The sequence below is a fragment of the Dermabacter sp. p3-SID358 genome, from assembly GCF_025147465.1.
Lineage (GTDB): Bacteria > Actinomycetota > Actinomycetes > Actinomycetales > Dermabacteraceae > Dermabacter.
The window spans coordinates 1-16,794 of sequence record NZ_JALXOZ010000006.1 but is presented as its reverse complement, the minus strand read 5'-3'; the positions used below and the strand labels follow the sequence as shown (position 1 = coordinate 16,794).

Below are 16,794 nucleotides of genomic sequence, written 5' to 3'. Positions count from 1 at the left end.
TTAGGCGCGAGCCTCAAGCTCACCAAGGATCGCTGCGGAACCCGACAGGCCAAGCCTCGAGGCGCCCGCGGCGATCATCTCTTCTGCCGCTTCGAGTGTGCGGATTCCGCCTGAGGCCTTGACGCCAAGGTCCTCTCCGACTGTTTCGCGCATGAGCTTCACGGCGTGAGCAGACGCGCCGCCCGCGGGATGGAAGCCGGTCGAGGTCTTCACAAAGTCGGCACCCGCACGCTTCGCGGCTTCGCACGACGCGACGATCTGCTCATCGCTAAGCGCCGCTGATTCGATGATGACCTTGAGGACGACGGGCTTCGGCGCAGCCTCGCGCACGGCGCGGATCTCCCGCTCGGTGAAGTCGCTATCACCCGCGAACGCGCGACCGATATTGATGACCATGTCGATCTCTTCGGCGCCCTTCTTGACAGAGTCCGCGGCTTCAAAGGCCTTCACCTCGGGGGCAACCTGACCGGAGGGGAAGGCGCACACAGTTGCGACGTGCACGCTCGTGTCGAGGGGGAGCATCGACGGCGAAACGCAGATCGAGTATGTGCCGAGCTCTTCTGCCTCGCGCGCGAGCGCTGCGGCATCTGCTGGAGTCGATTCGGGCTTGAGGAGGGTGTGGTCGATCATGCCGGCCAGCTCGTTGTACGAAAGAGGGGTTTTTTCACTGTGAGTAGTCATGCGTTCATTCTCCCACGCGCCAGAGCGATATCTCTCAAAAGCGCCAGGGCATAGAATGAGGTTCCGTGAGTCAACGCCCCTGCACCTCGGATCTGCACGACGCTCCCCACCCGGACCGTTCCGCGCCCCAGCGGCGCATCGTTCTTCTTTCGGGCCCCTCGGGAAGCGGCAAGGGACGCCTGGCGGAGCGCTCTCACCTGCCCGTGCTCAACCTCGACGATTTTTATCGCGACTATGACGAAGATGGGCTCCCCCGCGCTTTTGGGATCGTGGACTGGGACGACCCCGCCTCGTGGCGCGCCGAGGAAGCCCTCGCCGCGCTCGAGACGCTGTGCAACGAAGGCGCTGTCGAGATTCCCATCTACTCCATTTCGCAGTCGCGCCGTACCGGCACACGGATCTTCAGTGCCGAGCATTCACCGCTCATCATCGCCGAAGGCATCTTCGCTTCCGAACTCGTCACCGCCCTTGCGGAGCGGGGACTCCTCGCCGATGCGATCGTTCTCGACCGCCCCGCTGCGCTCGTGTTCGTTTTGCGTTTCGTTCGCGACGTGCGTCAGGCTCGAAAGCCCATTCCCACTCTCGTGCGTCGCGGCCTTTCGCTCGCACGAACCCAGGGGCGAGATATCGACGCCTGGGCACGCGCAGGCATGCGCAGGCTGGGACTTCGGCACGCTCTCTCCCGTGTGAGCGGTCTGGAGTGCCTCTGGGAGGCCGACGCTCGCTCGGCATCCGTCGGCCCTCACAGCTCTCGCGAAGCTGGGCCAACCATCACGGTCTCGGCCGTGTGCTTTTACTGCGGGACCGAAGGCGAGTGGCGCGTCCTCGGCGTCCGTAAACGCGGGACCGAAAAGTTTATGCAGCCGGGCGGCAAGCCCGAGGTGGGCGAGGCCCCGCTCGAATGTGCGACGAGGGAGATTCGCGAGGAGCTCAACGTGCGTCTCGATTCGGAAAAACTCGAGCATCTCGGCCATTTTCGCACGGCCGCGGCGAACGAGCCGGGCACGCTCCTGATCTCCGATGTGTACCTCGCGCCCGAAGTTGCGAGCCCGGAGGAGTTTACTCCGCACGCGGAAATCGCGGAGGTCCGCTGGTTTCCTCTTGACCTGAACCAGGTTGTGGATGCGCACGTGCTTGCACCGCTCTTTCGCGACGAGGTCCTTCCCCGCCTACGCGCAAGGCTCGGCGCCAAAAACTGAGAGGAAACGACGGCCGTCCGCGCTGCAAAGGCACACCGGCCACGTACCTCCAGTTATGCGATGCGGTCGAGCACGAGTGAGCCGCGCTCAAACTCCTCAATGTTCTCGATGCTCCAGGCGCCGTCGATCGCCTCGAGGGAGCGAGCAAAGCGATCCTCGGTGTCGGTAAGCAGCGTCGCGAGAACCTCGCCCTTCGCCACTCGGTCTCCGACGGTCTTGTGGAGGCGCACGCCCGCGCCGAACTGCACGGCCTCGCCCGGCCTCGAGCGTCCCGCGCCGAGACGCCAGCCGGCAACGCCGACCTTCATGGCATCGAGGCCCGTCACACAACCGTCGGAATCGGCAACGATATCGTGACTGTGCCTCGCGACCGGAAGTGCGGCCTCCGGATCTCCGCCTTGCGCGCGGATCATGGCCTTCCACGTATCCATCGCGCGGCCATCTTTGAGCGCCGCGTCGACGTCCACATCCTTGATCCCCGCGGCGGCGAGCATCTCGGTCGCGAGTGCGATGGTGAGCTCGACAACGTCGGCTGGCCCGCCACCAGCGAGGACCTCGACGCTCTCTTCGACTTCGATTGCGTTACCCACGGCGCGCCCGAGTGGAACGGACATATCGGTGAGCAAAGCGACCGTGTTCACTCCCGCGTCCGTGCCGAGGTCGACCATCGTTCGCGCAAGCTCGCGCGCCATCTGCTCATCTTCCATGAACGCACCCGCGCCGGTCTTGACATCAAGCACGAGGGACGCCGTACCTTCGGCGATCTTCTTGCTCATAATCGAGCTTGCGATGAGCGGAATGCAGTTCACGGTCCCAGTGACATCGCGCAGTGCGTAAAGCTTCTTGTCGGCCGGGGCGAGCCCGCTGCCCGCCGCGCACACGACAGCGCCAACGTTCTCGAGCTGCCGCATCATCTCGTCATTCGTGAGATTCGCACGCCAGCCGGGAATCGATTCGAGTTTGTCGAGGGTTCCACCCGTGTGACCGAGGCCTCGGCCGCTTAGCTGCGGGACGGCGACGCCAAACGACGCGACGAGTGGCGCGAGCGGGAGCGTGATCTTGTCGCCCACACCGCCGGTCGAGTGCTTGTCGGTCGTCGTTTTCGAAAGCGAATCGAAGCTCATGCGCTCGCCCGAGGCGATCATTGCTTTCGTCCACAGGGCGATCTCGTCGCGGTTCATGCCGTTGAGGAAGATCGCCATTGCGAGAGCACTCATCTGCTCTTCAGCAATAACACCGCGCGTATACGCATCGATCGTCCAGGCAATTTGTTCGGGGGTGAGCTCACGCTTATCGCGCTTTGCGTGGATCACGTCAACGGCGTCGAATTCTTCGGCCATGGTCAGTCCTTTCGAGAAGGTGAGGGCGAACGGCCGCCTAGGCTTGTGGTGCGGCGGCGTCGAGGTCGGCGGACCCAAAAGATTGAGGGAGCATGCCCTCGAGGCTTGCCTCCCCCTTCGGCGTGAGGATCGTGAAGTCGGCTGCCGCGTGCTCTGCGAGCAGCTGGCGGCAGCGCCCGCACGGCATGATGACTTCGCCGAGTCGATTCACGCACACGAACGCGCGGATTTTTCCGCCGCCGGTCGCGACAAGTTCGGAAATCATGCCGCATTCGGCACACAGCGTCACGCCGTAGCCCGCATTCTCGACGTTACAGCCGCGCACGATGCGGCCGTCATCCACAAGCCCCGCGGCGCCCACGGGGTAGCGGGAATACGGCACGTAGGCGCGGGCCGCGACCTCACGCGCCTCCCGGAGTAGAGGCTCAAAATCCACCATCGTCAATGCACCTTTTACTGTTTGATGTAGGGCTCGCCATCAGCCGCGGGAACTCGCACGCGGCCCACGAAGCCCGCGACGGCGAACAGCGTCACAACGTACGGGAGCATCGCGAGGAATTCCGAGGGCACGGTGGCCTTATGGAGATCCGGCGGGAGCGAACTCGAGAGGATGCCGAGGTTCTGCTGGAGCGCGGTCGCGAACGCAAAAAAGAGCGCCGCGCACATCGCGCCCACGGGGTGGTAGCGGCCGAGGATCATCGCCGCAAGCGCGATATAGCCCTTACCCGCGCTCATTTCCTTCGCGAACGCCACGTTTGTGCCGACTGTGAGGGTCGCACCGCCGAGGCCGGCCACTGCAGAGCCAAGGAGCACGTTGCTCCAGCGGGTGCGCGCAACGTTGATGCCCACCGTGTCAGCGGCGAGCGGGTGCTCGCCCACGGCGCGCACACGAAGACCCCAGCGCGTCCAGAAGAGCGCAGTCGTGAGTGCGGCAACGATGACCCACATGAGGTACACGAGGATGTTCTGGTCGAACAGAGCGGGGCCGATCACGGGGATATCGGAAAGCACGGGCACGCGAAGGTTCGGGAGCCGCATGGGAGTGTTGAAGTGCTCGGGATCCTGCTTCATGAGAGTGCCGAAGAGGAAGCCCGTAAGGCCGATCGCGAGAACGTTGAGCACAACGCCCACGATGATTTGCTGCACGTGGTACCCCACGGCGAAGAGCGCGAGCAGGGCGCCGATGAGGAGAGCGACAATCGGGGCCGCGAGCATACCGATCCACGGGCTGCCCGTCATCGATCCCACAAGTGCCGCGCCGAACGCGCCCAGCAACAGTTGCCCCTCAATGGCGATGTTCACGACACCAGCGCGCTCGGAAAGCACACCGGACAATGCGCCGAAGACGAGAGGGACCGCGAGAGCGAGTGTGGCCTGGAGAAGATAGCCGAGGTCGAGTGCCTGGCCAGCGACCGCCCACACGAGGAAGTCGAATGCCCACAGAACGCCAAACAGGATCTGCACGAGAGCCTTGGTTCCGCGCGGCCACGCCATGTTTTTTGCCTGTACCACCCAGGTGAGGGCCGCGAGAACTACGAGGAGGAGACCAAGCACAAGTGAAGTCGCCTGCGCCGGAAGGGCAATCCGCTGCGGGACCCCCATCTCGGTGAACATGGATTCGCGAGCGATCGTAAAGCTCGAATCGTGACCCGGAACAGCTCCGAGCCAGAATCCCGCGAGAGCGATGAGCGCGAAGACGCTCAGGGCGACCGGCATGTGCCACCAGTTCGGAAGGCGTCCCTTGACTGCATCGAGAACGACTACGTCATCGGTGGGAAGCGCGCGAGGATCTTGAACGCTCATCTCATGCCTCCTTCGAAGCGTCGGTTGCGCCGTCTGCGGGGGCATCCGCCCGGTGGCTGCCGGCTGCGGCGGGGGTCTTTGGGGTTCCGACGTTTGCCGAGGTGGCGTCGGAATCCTTGCTCTTTTCCTTGCGCTCACCATCCGATGTTGCATCGGTCTTTTTCTCGCGCCCGAGTATCGAAAGACCCGTGAGGGTGCGCACGAGCGGAGGCGCGGCGATGAACAGCACAACGAGTGCCTGAACGATGCTCACGAGGTCGATTGGGACGCCTTGGCTCGATTCCATGAAGCGGCCTCCCACGCCAAGGGCTGCGAAGAGGAGGCCGGCAAGGAGGATGCCTATGGGGCCGGAACGGCCGAGGAGCGCGACCGTGATCGCATCGAAGCCGATGCTTCCCGCGATGCCGCTCGTGAGGCGATGTTCGGTGCCAAGCAAGTGAACGGAGCCTGCGAGGCCCACAAGGGCGCCGGCGACCACCATGACGAGAAGGCTTGTGGTGCCCACCTTGATGCCCGCAACCTGGGCGGCTCGGGGGTTCTCCCCGACCGTGCGGAACTTGAAACCGAGCGAGCTGCGTGTGAGGAGCCACCACATGAAAACTCCCGCAAGAAGCATGATGAAGATACCCGCGTGCAAGCGGTACCCGGTCAGAAGCGTGGGAAGCTGCGCGTTGGCTGCGACATTGGGCGAAACGGGCTGCGAGGTGTTCGCCGCGGTGAAAGCCTCGGTGGTGAGGAGGAAGCCGAGGAGCGAGACCGCGATCCAGTTCAGCATGATGGTCGAAATGACCTCGTTCGCTTCGAATCGCGCCTTGAGAAATCCCGCGATGCCGCCCCACACCGCACCCGCGAGCGCGCCTACGACGAGCGCTACGACAAGGTGGATGACGGGTGGGAGGAAGGTCCACGTGAAGCCGACATAACCTGCCATCGCGGCGCCCATGAGCAGCTGACCGGTGCCACCAATGTTGAACATGCCGGCCCTGAAGCCAACCGCCATGCCGTAAGCGGCGATGACGAGAGGCGTGGCGACTGTGAGGGTCTCGAAGAGAGGCCGCCACATGAGAGTGCTCGTGCGGGCTTTGTAGTCAAAGATCGCTCCGCGGAACATCGCCTCGTACGCGCCACTGATCGCAGCCCATGCCGCGCTGAAAAAGTCACTCGGTCGCGCAAAAACGTATCCGAGCGAATCGCGAACATCCTCGTTCGCTACGAGAATCAGGATGCTGCCGATAACCGCCGAGATGACGAACGCTCCGATCACGACGGAGACTTCGCTGCGGCCAATCCTTTGGGCGAGGTTGGGGTTCGTGTGTGCGTCGTTCTCGCTCACGGGAGGTCTCCTTCCTTGGTGAGGGCGCTCTCGGTGAGTGTTCCCGTTCCCTGCGCGATTGCCTCTCGCGCCGCCTCCGCGGTGTAGCCCGCCATCATGAGGCCGAGGACCTCTCGGCTTTCGTCGCCGGGAACAATGCCAAGGATCTCACCGCGGTACATGACGGCGATGCGGTCGGCAAGCTGACACACTTCATCGAGCTCGGTCGAGACGATGATCACGGGTGTTCCCTTATCGCGCTCGACAACGATGCGCTTGTGGAGGAACTCGATTGAGCCGACGTCAACGCCGCGCGTGGGCTGTGACGCGATGAAGAGCGAGAGGTCCCGAGCGAGTGCGCGACTCATGACGACCTTTTGTTGATTGCCGCCCGAAAGGGAACCGACGGGCAGGTCGATGCCCGTGGTACGAATATCGAACTCCGTGACCTGGCCTTCCGCGTGCTCACGGATCCTACCGGGGTGGAGAGACACAGCCGAGCCGAAAGGCTTTCGGTCGTGCTGGTCAAGCACGAGGTTTTCGGCAACCGAGAATGACTTCATGAGCGCATCTTCGGTGCGATCCTCGGGCACGAACCCGACGCCCTCATCCAAGATTCGTTTCGTGCTGAGCCCAACGAGGTCGGTGCCATTCAGATACGCGTGCCCGCTCACGTGCTGCTGGAGGCCAAGAAGCGCTTCGGTCAGCTCGGTCTGACCATTGCCCTGAACCCCCGCGATGCCGAGGATTTCCCCTTCGTGCACGTCGAAGCTCACGGAGTTCAAAAGCTTGAGGCCGTTGCTATCGGTGACCGTGAGACCATCGACCTTGAGTGCGGCCTTTCCGCCCTTCGGCGGAGTTTTGTCGAAATCGAGGGCAACGGTGCGACCCACCATCAGGTTCGCGAGAGCGGTTTGGGGCGCACCGGGATCAGCCGTGCCTACGACCTTGCCACGGCGAATAACCGTAATGCGGTCGGCAACGGCTTTGACCTCTCGAAGCTTGTGGGTAATGAACACAATCGACGTGCCCTCGCTCTTCAGCTGGCGCATGATTTGCATGAGCTCGTCGGTCTCTTGCGGCGTGAGCACCGCGGTGGGCTCGTCGAGCACGAGAATCTCTGCGCGGCGCGAAAGAGCCTTGATGATTTCCACCCGCTGTTGCGCACCGACGGGGAGGTCCTCAACCTTGGCATCCGGATCAATATCGAAGCCGAAGCGCTTGGAGATCTCTCGCACCTTCGCGCGCGCTTGGTCGAGGTCGAGGAAGGCTCCCTTCGTGGGCTCGTGGCCGAGAGCAACGTTTTCCGCGACGGTAAAGACGGGGATGAGCATGAAGTGCTGGTGCACCATGCCAATGCCGGCCGCCATGGCCTCGCCCGGGCCCGAGAACTGCACGGGTTTATCGTCGATGAGAATCTGGCCGCCGTCGGGCTGGTACAGCCCGTATAGGACGTTCATGAGGGTGGACTTGCCCGCGCCGTTTTCACCGAGGAGCGAGTGAATCTCGCCCTCGTTGATGACCAGATCGATGTGGTCATTGGCCACGAGTGAGCCGAACACCTTCGTGATGCCTCGCAGTTCGAGTTTCACGAGCACTGCCTTCCGTGAGTGACACGGACCCACCGGGCCCGAGGGGTGTCGGAGATCGAGTATAGGGGTTTTGGGGCGACTGGCGGCCCCCTCGTGAGGGAGGGGGCCGCCAGCTTAGTGAATGATGCTCGTCACAGACGACTGAGGATGAGCACTCAGTGCTTGGGCGAGGCGGGCGAATTCACTTCAATCTCGCCACTGATGATCTGCTTCTTGAGATCCTCGACCTCCTTCTTGAGATCGGCGGAGACTTCTCCGTCGAACTCGTGGAAGGGGGCAAGGCCCACGCCACCGTTTTCAAGGGTTCCCACGTAGGGCTCGCTCGAGAACTTGCCTTCAGCGGCCTCGGTGCCGGTCTGCTCGACCGCTGCGGCGATCTCCTTCATGACGGACGTGAGAATGACGTCCTTCGCATCGGGGTTGGACTCAACACCGTCGGAGTCGACCCAGACGACCATCACGCCGTCCTTTTCCTTGGCGGCTGCGAGAGTACCCGCACCAACGGGGCCTGCAACCGGCATGATGATGTCGGCACCCTGAGAGATAAAGCCTTCGGTGAGAGCCTTACCCTTCGTCTGGTCTTCAAAGTCGCCGGTGAACGAGCCGTCCTGGCTGTCCTTGTTCCAGCCGAGAACCTTGACGTTTGTACCGTGAACCTCGTTGTACTTCGCAACGCCATCGGCAAAGCCATCCATGAAGATCGTCACCGAGGGGATCTTCCCGCCGCCGTAGGTCGCGACCGTGCCGGTCTTGGAGGTGCCGGCCGCAACGTAGCCCGCGAGGTAGGCCGCCTGGGCGGTGTCGAACGTCAGGGGCTTGACGTTCCCAACCTCGACGGGATTGCCGTCGGCATCCTGAGCGGTCGAGTCGATGATCGCATAGTGAAGATCGGGGTTGGCCTCGGCCTCGGTCTTGAGGGTCTGCGAGAAGAGGTAGCCAACCGCATAGATGATGTTGCACTCGCCCTGCACCATGTTCTGCAGGTTCGGCGAGAAATCCGCTTCACTCGAGGACTCGGCGGTCTGGACCTTGTAGCCCTTATCTTCTTTGAGAACCGTGAGGCCATCGAAGCCGGATTCGTTGAACGATTTGTCGTCAAAGCCGCCCGAATCGGACACCATGCAGGCCTTGAAATCGCTGCCCTTGCCGGAACCGGAACCGGAGCCGGACTGTTCAGGAGGGGTGCCACAGGCGGAGAGAACGAGGGCGCCGGCACCAAGCAGTGCGGCCGCGCGGGAAAGGGACTTCACGATTGCCTCCAACGTGAGGGGATGAGTTGACGGTGCGCCCGGCCGGTCCGAGCACCCTCCTCATAATGTAACGCTCCGTTAACCTGAATGCACTCCCAGATTCGCCCCTACTGCGAGTAGGTGCGGCCTCTACGCGAGAGACCCAAAGCCCTGATCCTCGAGAATCTTGACGAGTGCACCCACCTCTTGCGCTTTCGCGTCATCGACGACGAGCAGCACGTCGCCGGTATCGACCACGCTGACGCCGTCGAGCCCCACAAGGGCGATCGGCCGTGCGGAACTCGAATACACCCGTGCCCGGCTCTCAACACTCACGACCTTGGCACTTCCTACGACGTGCACCCCGTTCGTGCTGTCCTCGTCGTGCCCGATTCGCGAAAGCGCACCAAAATCTCCCACGTCACCCCATTCGAAACTCGCGGGCACAACCGCGACAGCGCCGCGCGAGGCGAGTGGTTCAGCGAGCGCGTGATCGATCGCAATCGGTTCAATGCTCGCCCAGAGTTCCTCTCCACTCGCGGAAAGCTCACCCTCGGAGGTATTTTCCGCGAGGGATCGCGCCGCGGCCCCCAAACCTGGATGAAGGTCATCGAGAGCTTCCAGAAGCACTCGAGCTTTGACAACGAACATCCCCGCGTTCCACATAAACCGCCCGCTCCTCACGAACTCCGCGGCCGTATCCGCATCGGGCTTTTCCACGAAGCGAGCCACGCTCAAGGCGCCCGCGGAACGCAGAGCAATCGAGTCTTCATCGGCCGCCTCCGAAGGGTAAGCCTCGATATAGCCGAAGGCACTCGAGGGGGATGTCGGTTCGATCCCAATCGTCGTGAAATAGCCGAGCTCTGCGGCGGCGATCGCGCTGTACACGCTCTTCCAGAAATCCTCCCGAGGTGCGATGACATGATCGGCCGCGAAGGAGCCGATAATAGCGCCGGGGTGCTCGCGTTCCGCGAGCGCCGCGGCCCAGGCGATCGCGGGCATGGAATTCTTGCCACTCGGCTCGGCGAGGACCTGAGCGCGCTCACCTACCTGATCGGCAACCGCCTCGCGGTGCGCTCGGCCCGTCACGATCATCGGTGTTGCAGAAGAAAGCGGTGCAAGTCGCTCGAGCGTGTCGAGCAGCAGACTTTGTCCGCTGCCCGCGAGGTCGAGGAGGAACTTCGGGTGATTCTTGCGCGAAAGCGGCCACAACCGAGTACCTGAGCCGCCCGCGGGAATCACGGGGATGAAGGGTGACGAGCTGGTCATAACCTAAGGCTAACGGAGCCCGAGCTGGGGTGCGGGCACCACGCCACCTTGTGCTCACCCGTGACTGCGGGAGCGGACGAGTGTTATTCGTAGGTGACGAGAAGAGGAGCGTGGTCGCTCCAGCGCGTGTCGTAGCTCGCAGCCCTGTCCACGCGCGCGCTGACGGCGCGCTCAGCAAGGTCCTTTGAGGCGAGGTTGTAGTCGATCCTCCAGCCAGAGTCATTGTCGAAGGCTTTGCCACGCTGCGACCACCACGTGTAGGGGCCCGGCACTTCGCCCGCAAGTGCACGGTGGACATCCACCCACTCGCCGTCCTCGAGCAATCGGTCGATATAGGCACGTTCCTCGGGGAGGAACCCCGCATTCTTGAGGTTGCCCTTCCAGTTCTTAATGTCGAGGTTCGTGTGCGCGATGTTGAGGTCGCCAGTGAGAAGCACATGGCGTCCGCTCACGCGAAGCTCCTCGAGGCGTGCCCACGCTCCCTCGAGCATCTCGTATTTGTCCGTCATCGTTTGGGGTTTGTCGAGGTTCCCCGAGTGCATGTACATCGAGATCACGGTGAGGTCCTTGCCGTCGCCGAGGGGGTCGACAACGTCGAGCTCGAGCCAGCGCCCAGTGTGAGCATCCGCATCGAGGCCGGGTAGCAAGCGTCGGACCTCTCCTACATTCGCTCCTTCAAATCCTTCGCGCACCGCGATCGCTACACCCGCGCGGCCCTTGAGCACCGAAGCGTGCGCCGCCGAGCGCCACCCCTCCCCCACGAGATTCGGCACAAGTTCCTCGGGTGCGCGAACCTCCTGGAACGTCACGACATCTGCCCCGCACGTCGCAAGCCACTCCCCCATGCCCTTACGCGCCGCGGCCCGCATGCCGTTGACATTGACGCTCGCTACCGTGATCCCCACTTTTGCTCCTTTACCCATCCGATTTAAACGGCGCGGGCTCGCCCACGAAGGACGAGCCCGCCGTCGATCACCCCACGATCGTTCTACACAATGGACGTGCGGGGCAACTCGCGTGCTAGCGGTGTGCCTTTTCGGCTTCCCACGCGCGCTCGGCCGACTCGACAACGTTCTGCATGAGCAGGGCTCGAGTCATCGGGCCGACGCCACCCGGGTTCGGGCTGATCCACGCAACCTTGTCCTTTGCGGCCGGTTCCACGTCGCCCTTGATCTTTTGCTTACCCGTTTCAGGATCCGGCTCACGCGTCACGCCAACATCGAGAACGACCGAATCTTCGCGAAGATCCGCAGCCTTAACGAGATGAGGAACACCCGCGGCGGCGATCACGATATCGGCCTGCTTCAAGAGCTCAGGAAGGTTTGTGGTGCCCGTATGCGTAAGGGTGACGGTCGCGTTGTGCTCACGGCGCGTGAGAAGAGACGCGATTGGGCGGCCAACGGTCACACCGCGCCCCACGACGACAACGTGCTTGCCATTGAAATCGATTCCGTGGCGCTTCGCGAGCTCGATCGCGGCGCGCGGCGTGCACGGAAGCGGCGTGGTGATCGGCTTGTTCACGTTGAGCACAAGCCGACCAAGGTTCACGGGGTGAAGACCATCGGCGTCCTTCTGCGGATCGATATATTCAAGAACAGCGTCGGTGTCGATGTGCTTCGGAAGCGGAAGCTGAACGATGTATCCGGTGCACGCCGGGTCAGCGTTGAGCTCGTCGAGAACCTTGAAAAGCTCCTCCTGGGTCGTTTCCTCGGGAAGGTCCTTGCGAATCGAGTTAATGCCGATGGCCTCCGAGTCTCGGTGCTTACCCGCGACGTAAATTTCCGAGGCCGGATCCGCGCCAACGAGCACGGTCGCGAGGCCGGGGCGTACCGCACCTTCCTCGACGATCTTCTCCACGCGCGCGCGGAGCTCTTCCTTGATGGTCCTCGCTGTAGCTTTGCCGTCGAGAATTTGTGCAGTCATAGCGTCATTACTCCTTGCGTTGTGGCTTCTCAGTACTGGGTGAGATCGGCGTACAGGGGCATGTTCTCGGCGAGCGTGCGTACGCGGCCGCGAAGCTGCTCGATATCGCCCTTGCCGGTAAGCGCGGTCGCGATGATATCGGCAACCTCGGTGAACTCGCTCGCGCCGAAACCGCGCGTCGCGAGCGCAGGAGTGCCGATGCGCAGCCCCGAGGTCACGCGCGGCGGGCGCGGGTCGTTCGGGACCGCGTTGCGGTTCACGGTGATGCCAATCTCGTGGAGGAGATCCTCGGCCTGCTGACCGTCGATCGAGGATTTACGCAGGTCTACGAGGACGAGGTGCACGTCCGTGCCGCCTGAGAGGAGCTCGATTCCGGCCTCCTTTGCGTCGGCCTGGCCGAGGCGCTCGGCGAGAATTTGCGCGCCCTCGAGCGTGCGCTCCTGGCGCTCCTTGAACTCCTCGGTCGCGGCGAGCTTGAGCGCGACGGCCTTCGCGGCGATCACGTGCATGAGCGGGCCACCCTGCTGGCCGGGGAATACAGCGGAGTCGACTTTCTTCGCATAATCCTGCTTCGCGAGGAGGAGGCCCGAACGCGGGCCCGCGAGGGTCTTGTGGACGGTTGTCGAGACGACGTCCGCAAACGGCACGGGGCTGGGGTGAAGACCCGCCGCGACGAGGCCGGAGAAGTGCGCCATGTCGACCCAGAGATTCGCTCCGACCTCATCGGCGATCGAACGGAATGCCTCGAACTCAAGCTGGCGGGGGTACGCCGACCAGCCGGCGACGATGACATTCGGACGTGCGTCGAGCGCTTGCTCGCGCACGCGGTCCATGTCGATACGGCCGGTTTCCGGATCCACCTCATACGCAGCGATGTTGTAGAGCTTGCCGGAGAAGTTGATCTTCATGCCGTGCGTGAGGTGCCCGCCGTGCGCGAGGGAGAGGCCCATGAGCGTGTCTCCCGCGTTCGCGAGCGCGTGCATGACGGCGGCATTAGCCGAAGCCCCGGAGTGGGGCTGCACGTTCGCATGGTCGGCTCCAAACAGCGCCTTCGCGCGCTCGATCGCGAGATTCTCCGCGACGTCCACGAACTCGCAGCCACCGTAGTAACGTCTTCCGGGGTAGCCCTCGGCATATTTGTTGGTGAGAACTGAGCCCTGCGCCTGCAGGACCGCGCGAGGCACGAAGTTCTCGCTCGCGATCATCTCGAGAGTGGACTGCTGTCGGTGAAGCTCCTGGTCGAGAACTTTGGCAATCTCCGGGTCGACCGCGGCGATCGATTCACCATGCGTATTCATGTGCGCTCCTTTGCGAATCAAGACTTATGTCCTGATCGAGTGTAGGCATGTCGTGAGCGAGCTAACAGCCGTAGCCGAGTAAGCGCCAGCCTCCCGCCTACGCGCCTATCCGAACATTCAGACGGACGGGCTCTGGCTCGAGCCACACACCAAACATCTCGTGCACCCTCGAGCGCACATATTCGGCAAGCCCTGCGATGTCTTCGCTTGTCGCAGCGCCGCGGTTGGTGAGGGCTAGCGAGTGCTTGGTCGAAAGTGAGGCGCCGCTTCGCTCGGGAGTAAGCGTGAAACCGCGCTCGAGGCCCGAATGGCTTATGAGCCATGCCGCACTCGTTTTGATGCCGCCTTCGGCCTCGTATCGAGGGGCCTCCTCCGGCAGTTTCGCCGCGTTCTCTCGCGTAAGAATCGGGTTCGTGAAAAAGCTACCCGCGCTCCAGGTATCGTGATCGCTCGGGTCGAGCACCATTCCCTTTCGTGCGCGGATTTCCAGAACGGCTTCTCGCACCTCGCGCATCGGTGCGCGCTCCCCCGGCTGGATGCCCAGTCGCTCGGCAAGCTGCGCGTATTTCACGGGCGCCGAAAGGGATCCCAGCTGATGCTGGAACGTCACCGACAGCACGACGTAGCGCCCGGTCGCTCCGCCTTTCGGCATGCGCGTGCGTTTGAAGAGTGAGTCGCGGTAGGCGAACTGGCAGTCAGCAGCGAAGAACGTGCGCACCTCTTTCTCACACCGGTCCCACGTGCGCACGCGGGTAATCACCGAGGAGACCTCCTGCCCGTACGCACCAACGTTTTGGATGGGGGTTGCGCCGACCGTTCCCGGAATTCCCGAAAGCGCCTCGATACCGATCATCTCTCGATCAACCGCGTATGCAACGGCGGCGTCCCACGAGGTTCCAGCAAAGTACTCGACGGTGGCACCGCCGCACGCGGGCGCGAGCGGGGTGCGATCCCCCACCTGCGCTTCGCCGGTCGTTGACGCCTCGCACGACGCTTCTATCCAGGTCGGTGAGTCCTCGCCGATCACGCGAACAACTGTGCCCTCGAAAGGAGCGCTTGAGGCAACGAGATTCGATCCGCCGCCCACGACGAGAAGATCTTCGCCCTTCTCATCGGCGGTACGTACTGCGGAGGTCAGTTCCTCTTCGCTGCGGGCCTCAACGTAGTTCTTAGTCTCTCCGCCGATACGCAGGGTCGTGAGGTCGGAGAGCTTCACGCGAGCCTCACCACCGCGCGGCACTTCGTGAGAACCTTCTGCCCGCCTACGCTTGCCGTGATGTCAATTCGAGCGGTGCCGTCCTCGGTTTTGAGGAGTCCGACGGTTGCCTCGATATCCACGTCGACTCCGTCGAGCGCGGGTACTTCGATCGGGCGAGTAAAGCGAGTTTCGTACGACACGAGGCGCCCGGGATCACCGAGCCAGTCGAGCACGGGAGAAATGACGGCGCCCATCGTAAGCATGCCGTGTGCGATGACCGAGGGAAGGCCCACTTCAGCCGCGAAGGCGTCGTTGTAGTGGATGGGATTGAAGTCGCCTGAGGCACCCGCGTACCTCACGAGGGTGTCACGCGTGAAGGTGCGGGTCTCGCGAGCAATGACGTCTCCCTTGGTCAGGGAGCCGAGCGTGGGAACGGTGGGAGTGGTCATGGTGTTTAGCCTTCCTCTCCGCGAACGACGAGTGAGGAGCGGACGCTCGCGACCTGCGCCTTCGTGCCGTCGGTGAAATCCACACAAGTTGTCACCATTGCATGCGGGCCCACCTGCTTGACGGCCTCGACTGTGAGGGTGGGCGTGAGCTCGTCTCCCGCAACGATTGCGCGTTCAAGCGTGAACGATTCTTCGGAGTGCACCACGCGGGAGAAGTCGATCCCGGCTTCGGGGTCGTTGATGTAGCGGGCTTCTTCGGCTTGAGCGAGTGTCACGAGAAACGTGGGCGGGGCGACGATTGCGCTATAGCCCGCCTCGCGCGCGGCTTCCTCGTTCGTCGTGACGGCATGAGCGTTACCCGTGGCTGCGGCGAACTCTCGAATTTTCGTTTCCGAAACTCGCACACTGGGCCCACTTTCGTAGACGCGGCCCGCGAAGTCGGGATTGGGCGATGCCATTAATTCCTACCCTTCGATTGATCGCGCGGCCAGATTGTGGCCTGCATGGATTTTCATCGTATCCGGTCGAGTACCGCTGCCCGAGGTGCCGCGCTGCTCACAGGACACGCAATGCAAAAAGCCACCCTCGCTGGCGGCTGCTCAGAGAAGAATTCCGAGGAGCGCACCCGGGGTGGCTTCTTGATGAGTATGTGCGTGTGGATCAGCGGGTTTCGCGGTGAACCGTGCTGCTGGCGCACGTCGAGCAGTACTTCTTGAGCTCGAGGCGGTCAGGGGTGTTGCGACGGTTCTTCTTGGTGATGTAGTTGCGGTTCTTACAATCTACGCACGCCAAGGTGATCTTAGGACGCACGTCAGAGCTTTTCGCTGCCATGACTCGCCTCTTTCCGTTTCGCGCGCATCTTGCATACGCGGGTCCTGTCGCCTGCGGCATGCAGGCACGTCAACACGCCAGGGAAACCTGGAGTGGTACCGAGGGCGGGGATCGAACCCGCGACCTCACGATTATGAGTCGTGCGCTCTGACCGTCTGAGCTACCCCGGCTTGATCGGAACTGCGGCCCGACACCGTTCTCTTGGTGCCGGGCCGCCATCCAATCAGAGCCCTGAAAGGGAATCGAACCCTTGACCTTCTCCTTACCATGGAGATGCTCTGCCTACTGAGCTATCAGGGCAACGCGTGAAAACTTACCGTGTTTTGCGTACCTAGGCAATCTCGGAAAGTCCTCGGTGCGGCGAATCACAGCCACGAGGGTGGGCGCAATCTGCGTGGCAGGTGAGGGATTCGAACCCCCGAAGGCTGAGCCGTCTGATTTACAGTCAGATCCCTTTGGCCGCTAGGGTAACCTGCCTTGCTCGCCGGAACGACTCCCGATGAGGAGCAGTATCGCGAAGCGAACCCGATCAATACTAGCGATCCTTCGCCTTTTAGTCCATGCAGAACGGCTGATGGCACCCGTGTTCCCTCTCACAAGAGCCGTGTGTCGATTTCTCGTCTCCCACGACTACGCAAGCACGCGGTCACCGGGAGAGTGAGTACGCCTT

The 16,794-nt window shown here is 62.8% G+C and carries 16 protein-coding genes and 3 tRNA genes; 1 reads left to right on the top strand and 18 read right to left on the bottom strand.

Annotated features, from left to right (window positions below):
• Positions 1–681, bottom strand: a complete 681-nt coding sequence (gene deoC / locus M3B90_RS04060) for a deoxyribose-phosphate aldolase (RefSeq protein ID WP_259888752.1) — start codon at positions 679–681, stop codon at positions 1–3.
• Between the two features lie 65 nt (positions 682–746).
• Between deoC and M3B90_RS04055 the strand changes: the two genes are divergently transcribed.
• The gene (locus M3B90_RS04055) at positions 747–1,880 is read left to right on the top strand and encodes an NUDIX domain-containing protein (RefSeq protein ID WP_259888751.1); all 1,134 of its coding nucleotides are present in this window, start codon (positions 747–749) and stop codon (positions 1,878–1,880) included.
• A 53-nt stretch (positions 1,881–1,933) separates the two neighbouring features.
• Here M3B90_RS04055 and M3B90_RS04050 read toward each other — a convergent pair whose 3' ends face one another.
• From M3B90_RS04050 to M3B90_RS03970, 17 genes are all read right to left on the bottom strand, one after another.
• A complete protein-coding gene (locus tag M3B90_RS04050; RefSeq protein ID WP_259888750.1) occupies positions 1,934–3,220 on the bottom strand; it encodes a thymidine phosphorylase in 1,287 nt (428 codons plus the stop codon).
• 37 nt (positions 3,221–3,257) lie between these two features.
• Complete coding sequence (locus tag M3B90_RS04045) at positions 3,258–3,659, bottom strand: cytidine deaminase (protein ID WP_259888749.1); 402 nt, start codon at positions 3,657–3,659, stop codon at positions 3,258–3,260.
• A gap of 14 nt (positions 3,660–3,673) precedes the next feature.
• Entirely contained in the window at positions 3,674–5,023 is a 1,350-nt protein-coding gene (locus tag M3B90_RS04040) for an ABC transporter permease (protein WP_259888748.1), read from the bottom strand.
• A gap of 1 nt (position 5,024) precedes the next feature.
• The gene (locus tag M3B90_RS04035; RefSeq protein ID WP_259888747.1) at positions 5,025–6,356 is read right to left on the bottom strand and encodes an ABC transporter permease; all 1,332 of its coding nucleotides are present in this window, start codon (positions 6,354–6,356) and stop codon (positions 5,025–5,027) included.
• A complete protein-coding gene (locus tag M3B90_RS04030; protein ID WP_259888746.1) occupies positions 6,353–7,927 on the bottom strand; it encodes an ABC transporter ATP-binding protein in 1,575 nt (524 codons plus the stop codon). Before M3B90_RS04030 ends, M3B90_RS04035 begins: the two co-directional genes overlap by 4 nt.
• Before the next feature lie 155 nt (positions 7,928–8,082).
• On the bottom strand, positions 8,083–9,177 hold the full coding sequence (locus M3B90_RS04025) for a BMP family protein (RefSeq protein ID WP_259888745.1): 1,095 nt from the start codon (positions 9,175–9,177) through the stop codon (positions 8,083–8,085).
• Between the two features lie 129 nt (positions 9,178–9,306).
• Positions 9,307–10,425: a mannose-1-phosphate guanylyltransferase gene (locus M3B90_RS04020; RefSeq protein WP_259888744.1), complete on the bottom strand. Its 1,119-nt coding sequence runs from the start codon at positions 10,423–10,425 to the stop codon at positions 9,307–9,309.
• 83 nt (positions 10,426–10,508) lie between these two features.
• A complete protein-coding gene (locus M3B90_RS04015) occupies positions 10,509–11,348 on the bottom strand; it encodes an exodeoxyribonuclease III (protein WP_396122450.1) in 840 nt (279 codons plus the stop codon).
• Positions 11,349–11,445: 97 nt separating this feature from the next.
• Positions 11,446–12,348 (bottom strand): bifunctional methylenetetrahydrofolate dehydrogenase/methenyltetrahydrofolate cyclohydrolase, encoded by a 903-nt coding sequence (locus M3B90_RS04010; protein ID WP_259888742.1) that lies wholly within the window; start codon positions 12,346–12,348, stop codon positions 11,446–11,448.
• Between the two features lie 29 nt (positions 12,349–12,377).
• Positions 12,378–13,646 (bottom strand): serine hydroxymethyltransferase, encoded by a 1,269-nt coding sequence (gene glyA, locus M3B90_RS04005; RefSeq protein ID WP_259888741.1) that lies wholly within the window; start codon positions 13,644–13,646, stop codon positions 12,378–12,380.
• A gap of 97 nt (positions 13,647–13,743) precedes the next feature.
• Entirely contained in the window at positions 13,744–14,862 is a 1,119-nt protein-coding gene (locus M3B90_RS04000) for a UDP-N-acetylmuramate dehydrogenase (protein ID WP_259888835.1), read from the bottom strand.
• Positions 14,859–15,293 carry a MaoC/PaaZ C-terminal domain-containing protein gene (locus M3B90_RS03995; RefSeq protein ID WP_259888740.1) on the bottom strand — a complete coding sequence of 145 codons (435 nt, stop codon included), beginning with the start codon at positions 15,291–15,293 and terminating at the stop codon, positions 14,859–14,861. The genes M3B90_RS04000 and M3B90_RS03995 overlap by 4 nt, the downstream gene beginning before the upstream one ends.
• A 5-nt stretch (positions 15,294–15,298) precedes the next feature.
• Positions 15,299–15,751 carry a MaoC family dehydratase N-terminal domain-containing protein gene (locus M3B90_RS03990; protein WP_259888739.1) on the bottom strand — a complete coding sequence of 151 codons (453 nt, stop codon included), beginning with the start codon at positions 15,749–15,751 and terminating at the stop codon, positions 15,299–15,301.
• A gap of 202 nt (positions 15,752–15,953) precedes the next feature.
• The gene (rpmG, locus tag M3B90_RS03985; RefSeq protein WP_016665062.1) at positions 15,954–16,124 is read right to left on the bottom strand and encodes a 50S ribosomal protein L33; all 171 of its coding nucleotides are present in this window, start codon (positions 16,122–16,124) and stop codon (positions 15,954–15,956) included.
• Positions 16,125–16,217: 93 nt separating this feature from the next.
• Positions 16,218–16,294: transfer RNA gene (locus M3B90_RS03980), tRNA-Met, on the bottom strand.
• A gap of 57 nt (positions 16,295–16,351) precedes the next feature.
• A tRNA-Thr gene (locus M3B90_RS03975) sits at positions 16,352–16,424 on the bottom strand.
• Positions 16,425–16,519: 95 nt separating this feature from the next.
• Positions 16,520–16,601, bottom strand: a tRNA-Tyr gene (locus M3B90_RS03970).
• Positions 16,602–16,794 lie beyond the last annotated feature (193 nt).

Excerpts from the sequence above, each read along its gene's own strand:
- M3B90_RS03995 (WP_259888740.1), bottom strand. The coding sequence starts at position 15,293 with ATGACCACTCCCACCGTTCCCACGCTCGGCTCCCTGACCAAGGGAGAC.
- M3B90_RS04040 (WP_259888748.1), bottom strand. The coding sequence starts at position 5,023 with ATGAGCGTTCAAGATCCTCGCGCGCTTCCCACCGATGACGTAGTCGTT.
- rpmG (WP_016665062.1), bottom strand. The coding sequence starts at position 16,124 with ATGGCAGCGAAAAGCTCTGACGTGCGTCCTAAGATCACCTTGGCGTGC.
- M3B90_RS04050 (WP_259888750.1), bottom strand. The coding sequence starts at position 3,220 with ATGGCCGAAGAATTCGACGCCGTTGACGTGATCCACGCAAAGCGCGAT.
- M3B90_RS04020 (WP_259888744.1), bottom strand. The coding sequence starts at position 10,425 with ATGACCAGCTCGTCACCCTTCATCCCCGTGATTCCCGCGGGCGGCTCA.
- glyA (WP_259888741.1), bottom strand. The coding sequence starts at position 13,646 with ATGAATACGCATGGTGAATCGATCGCCGCGGTCGACCCGGAGATTGCC.
- M3B90_RS04010 (WP_259888742.1), bottom strand. The coding sequence starts at position 12,348 with ATGACTGCACAAATTCTCGACGGCAAAGCTACAGCGAGGACCATCAAG.
- M3B90_RS04015 (WP_396122450.1), bottom strand. The coding sequence starts at position 11,348 with ATGGGTAAAGGAGCAAAAGTGGGGATCACGGTAGCGAGCGTCAATGTC.
- M3B90_RS04045 (WP_259888749.1), bottom strand. The coding sequence starts at position 3,659 with ATGGTGGATTTTGAGCCTCTACTCCGGGAGGCGCGTGAGGTCGCGGCC.
- M3B90_RS03990 (WP_259888739.1), bottom strand. The coding sequence starts at position 15,751 with ATGGCATCGCCCAATCCCGACTTCGCGGGCCGCGTCTACGAAAGTGGG.
- deoC (WP_259888752.1), bottom strand. The coding sequence starts at position 681 with ATGACTACTCACAGTGAAAAAACCCCTCTTTCGTACAACGAGCTGGCC.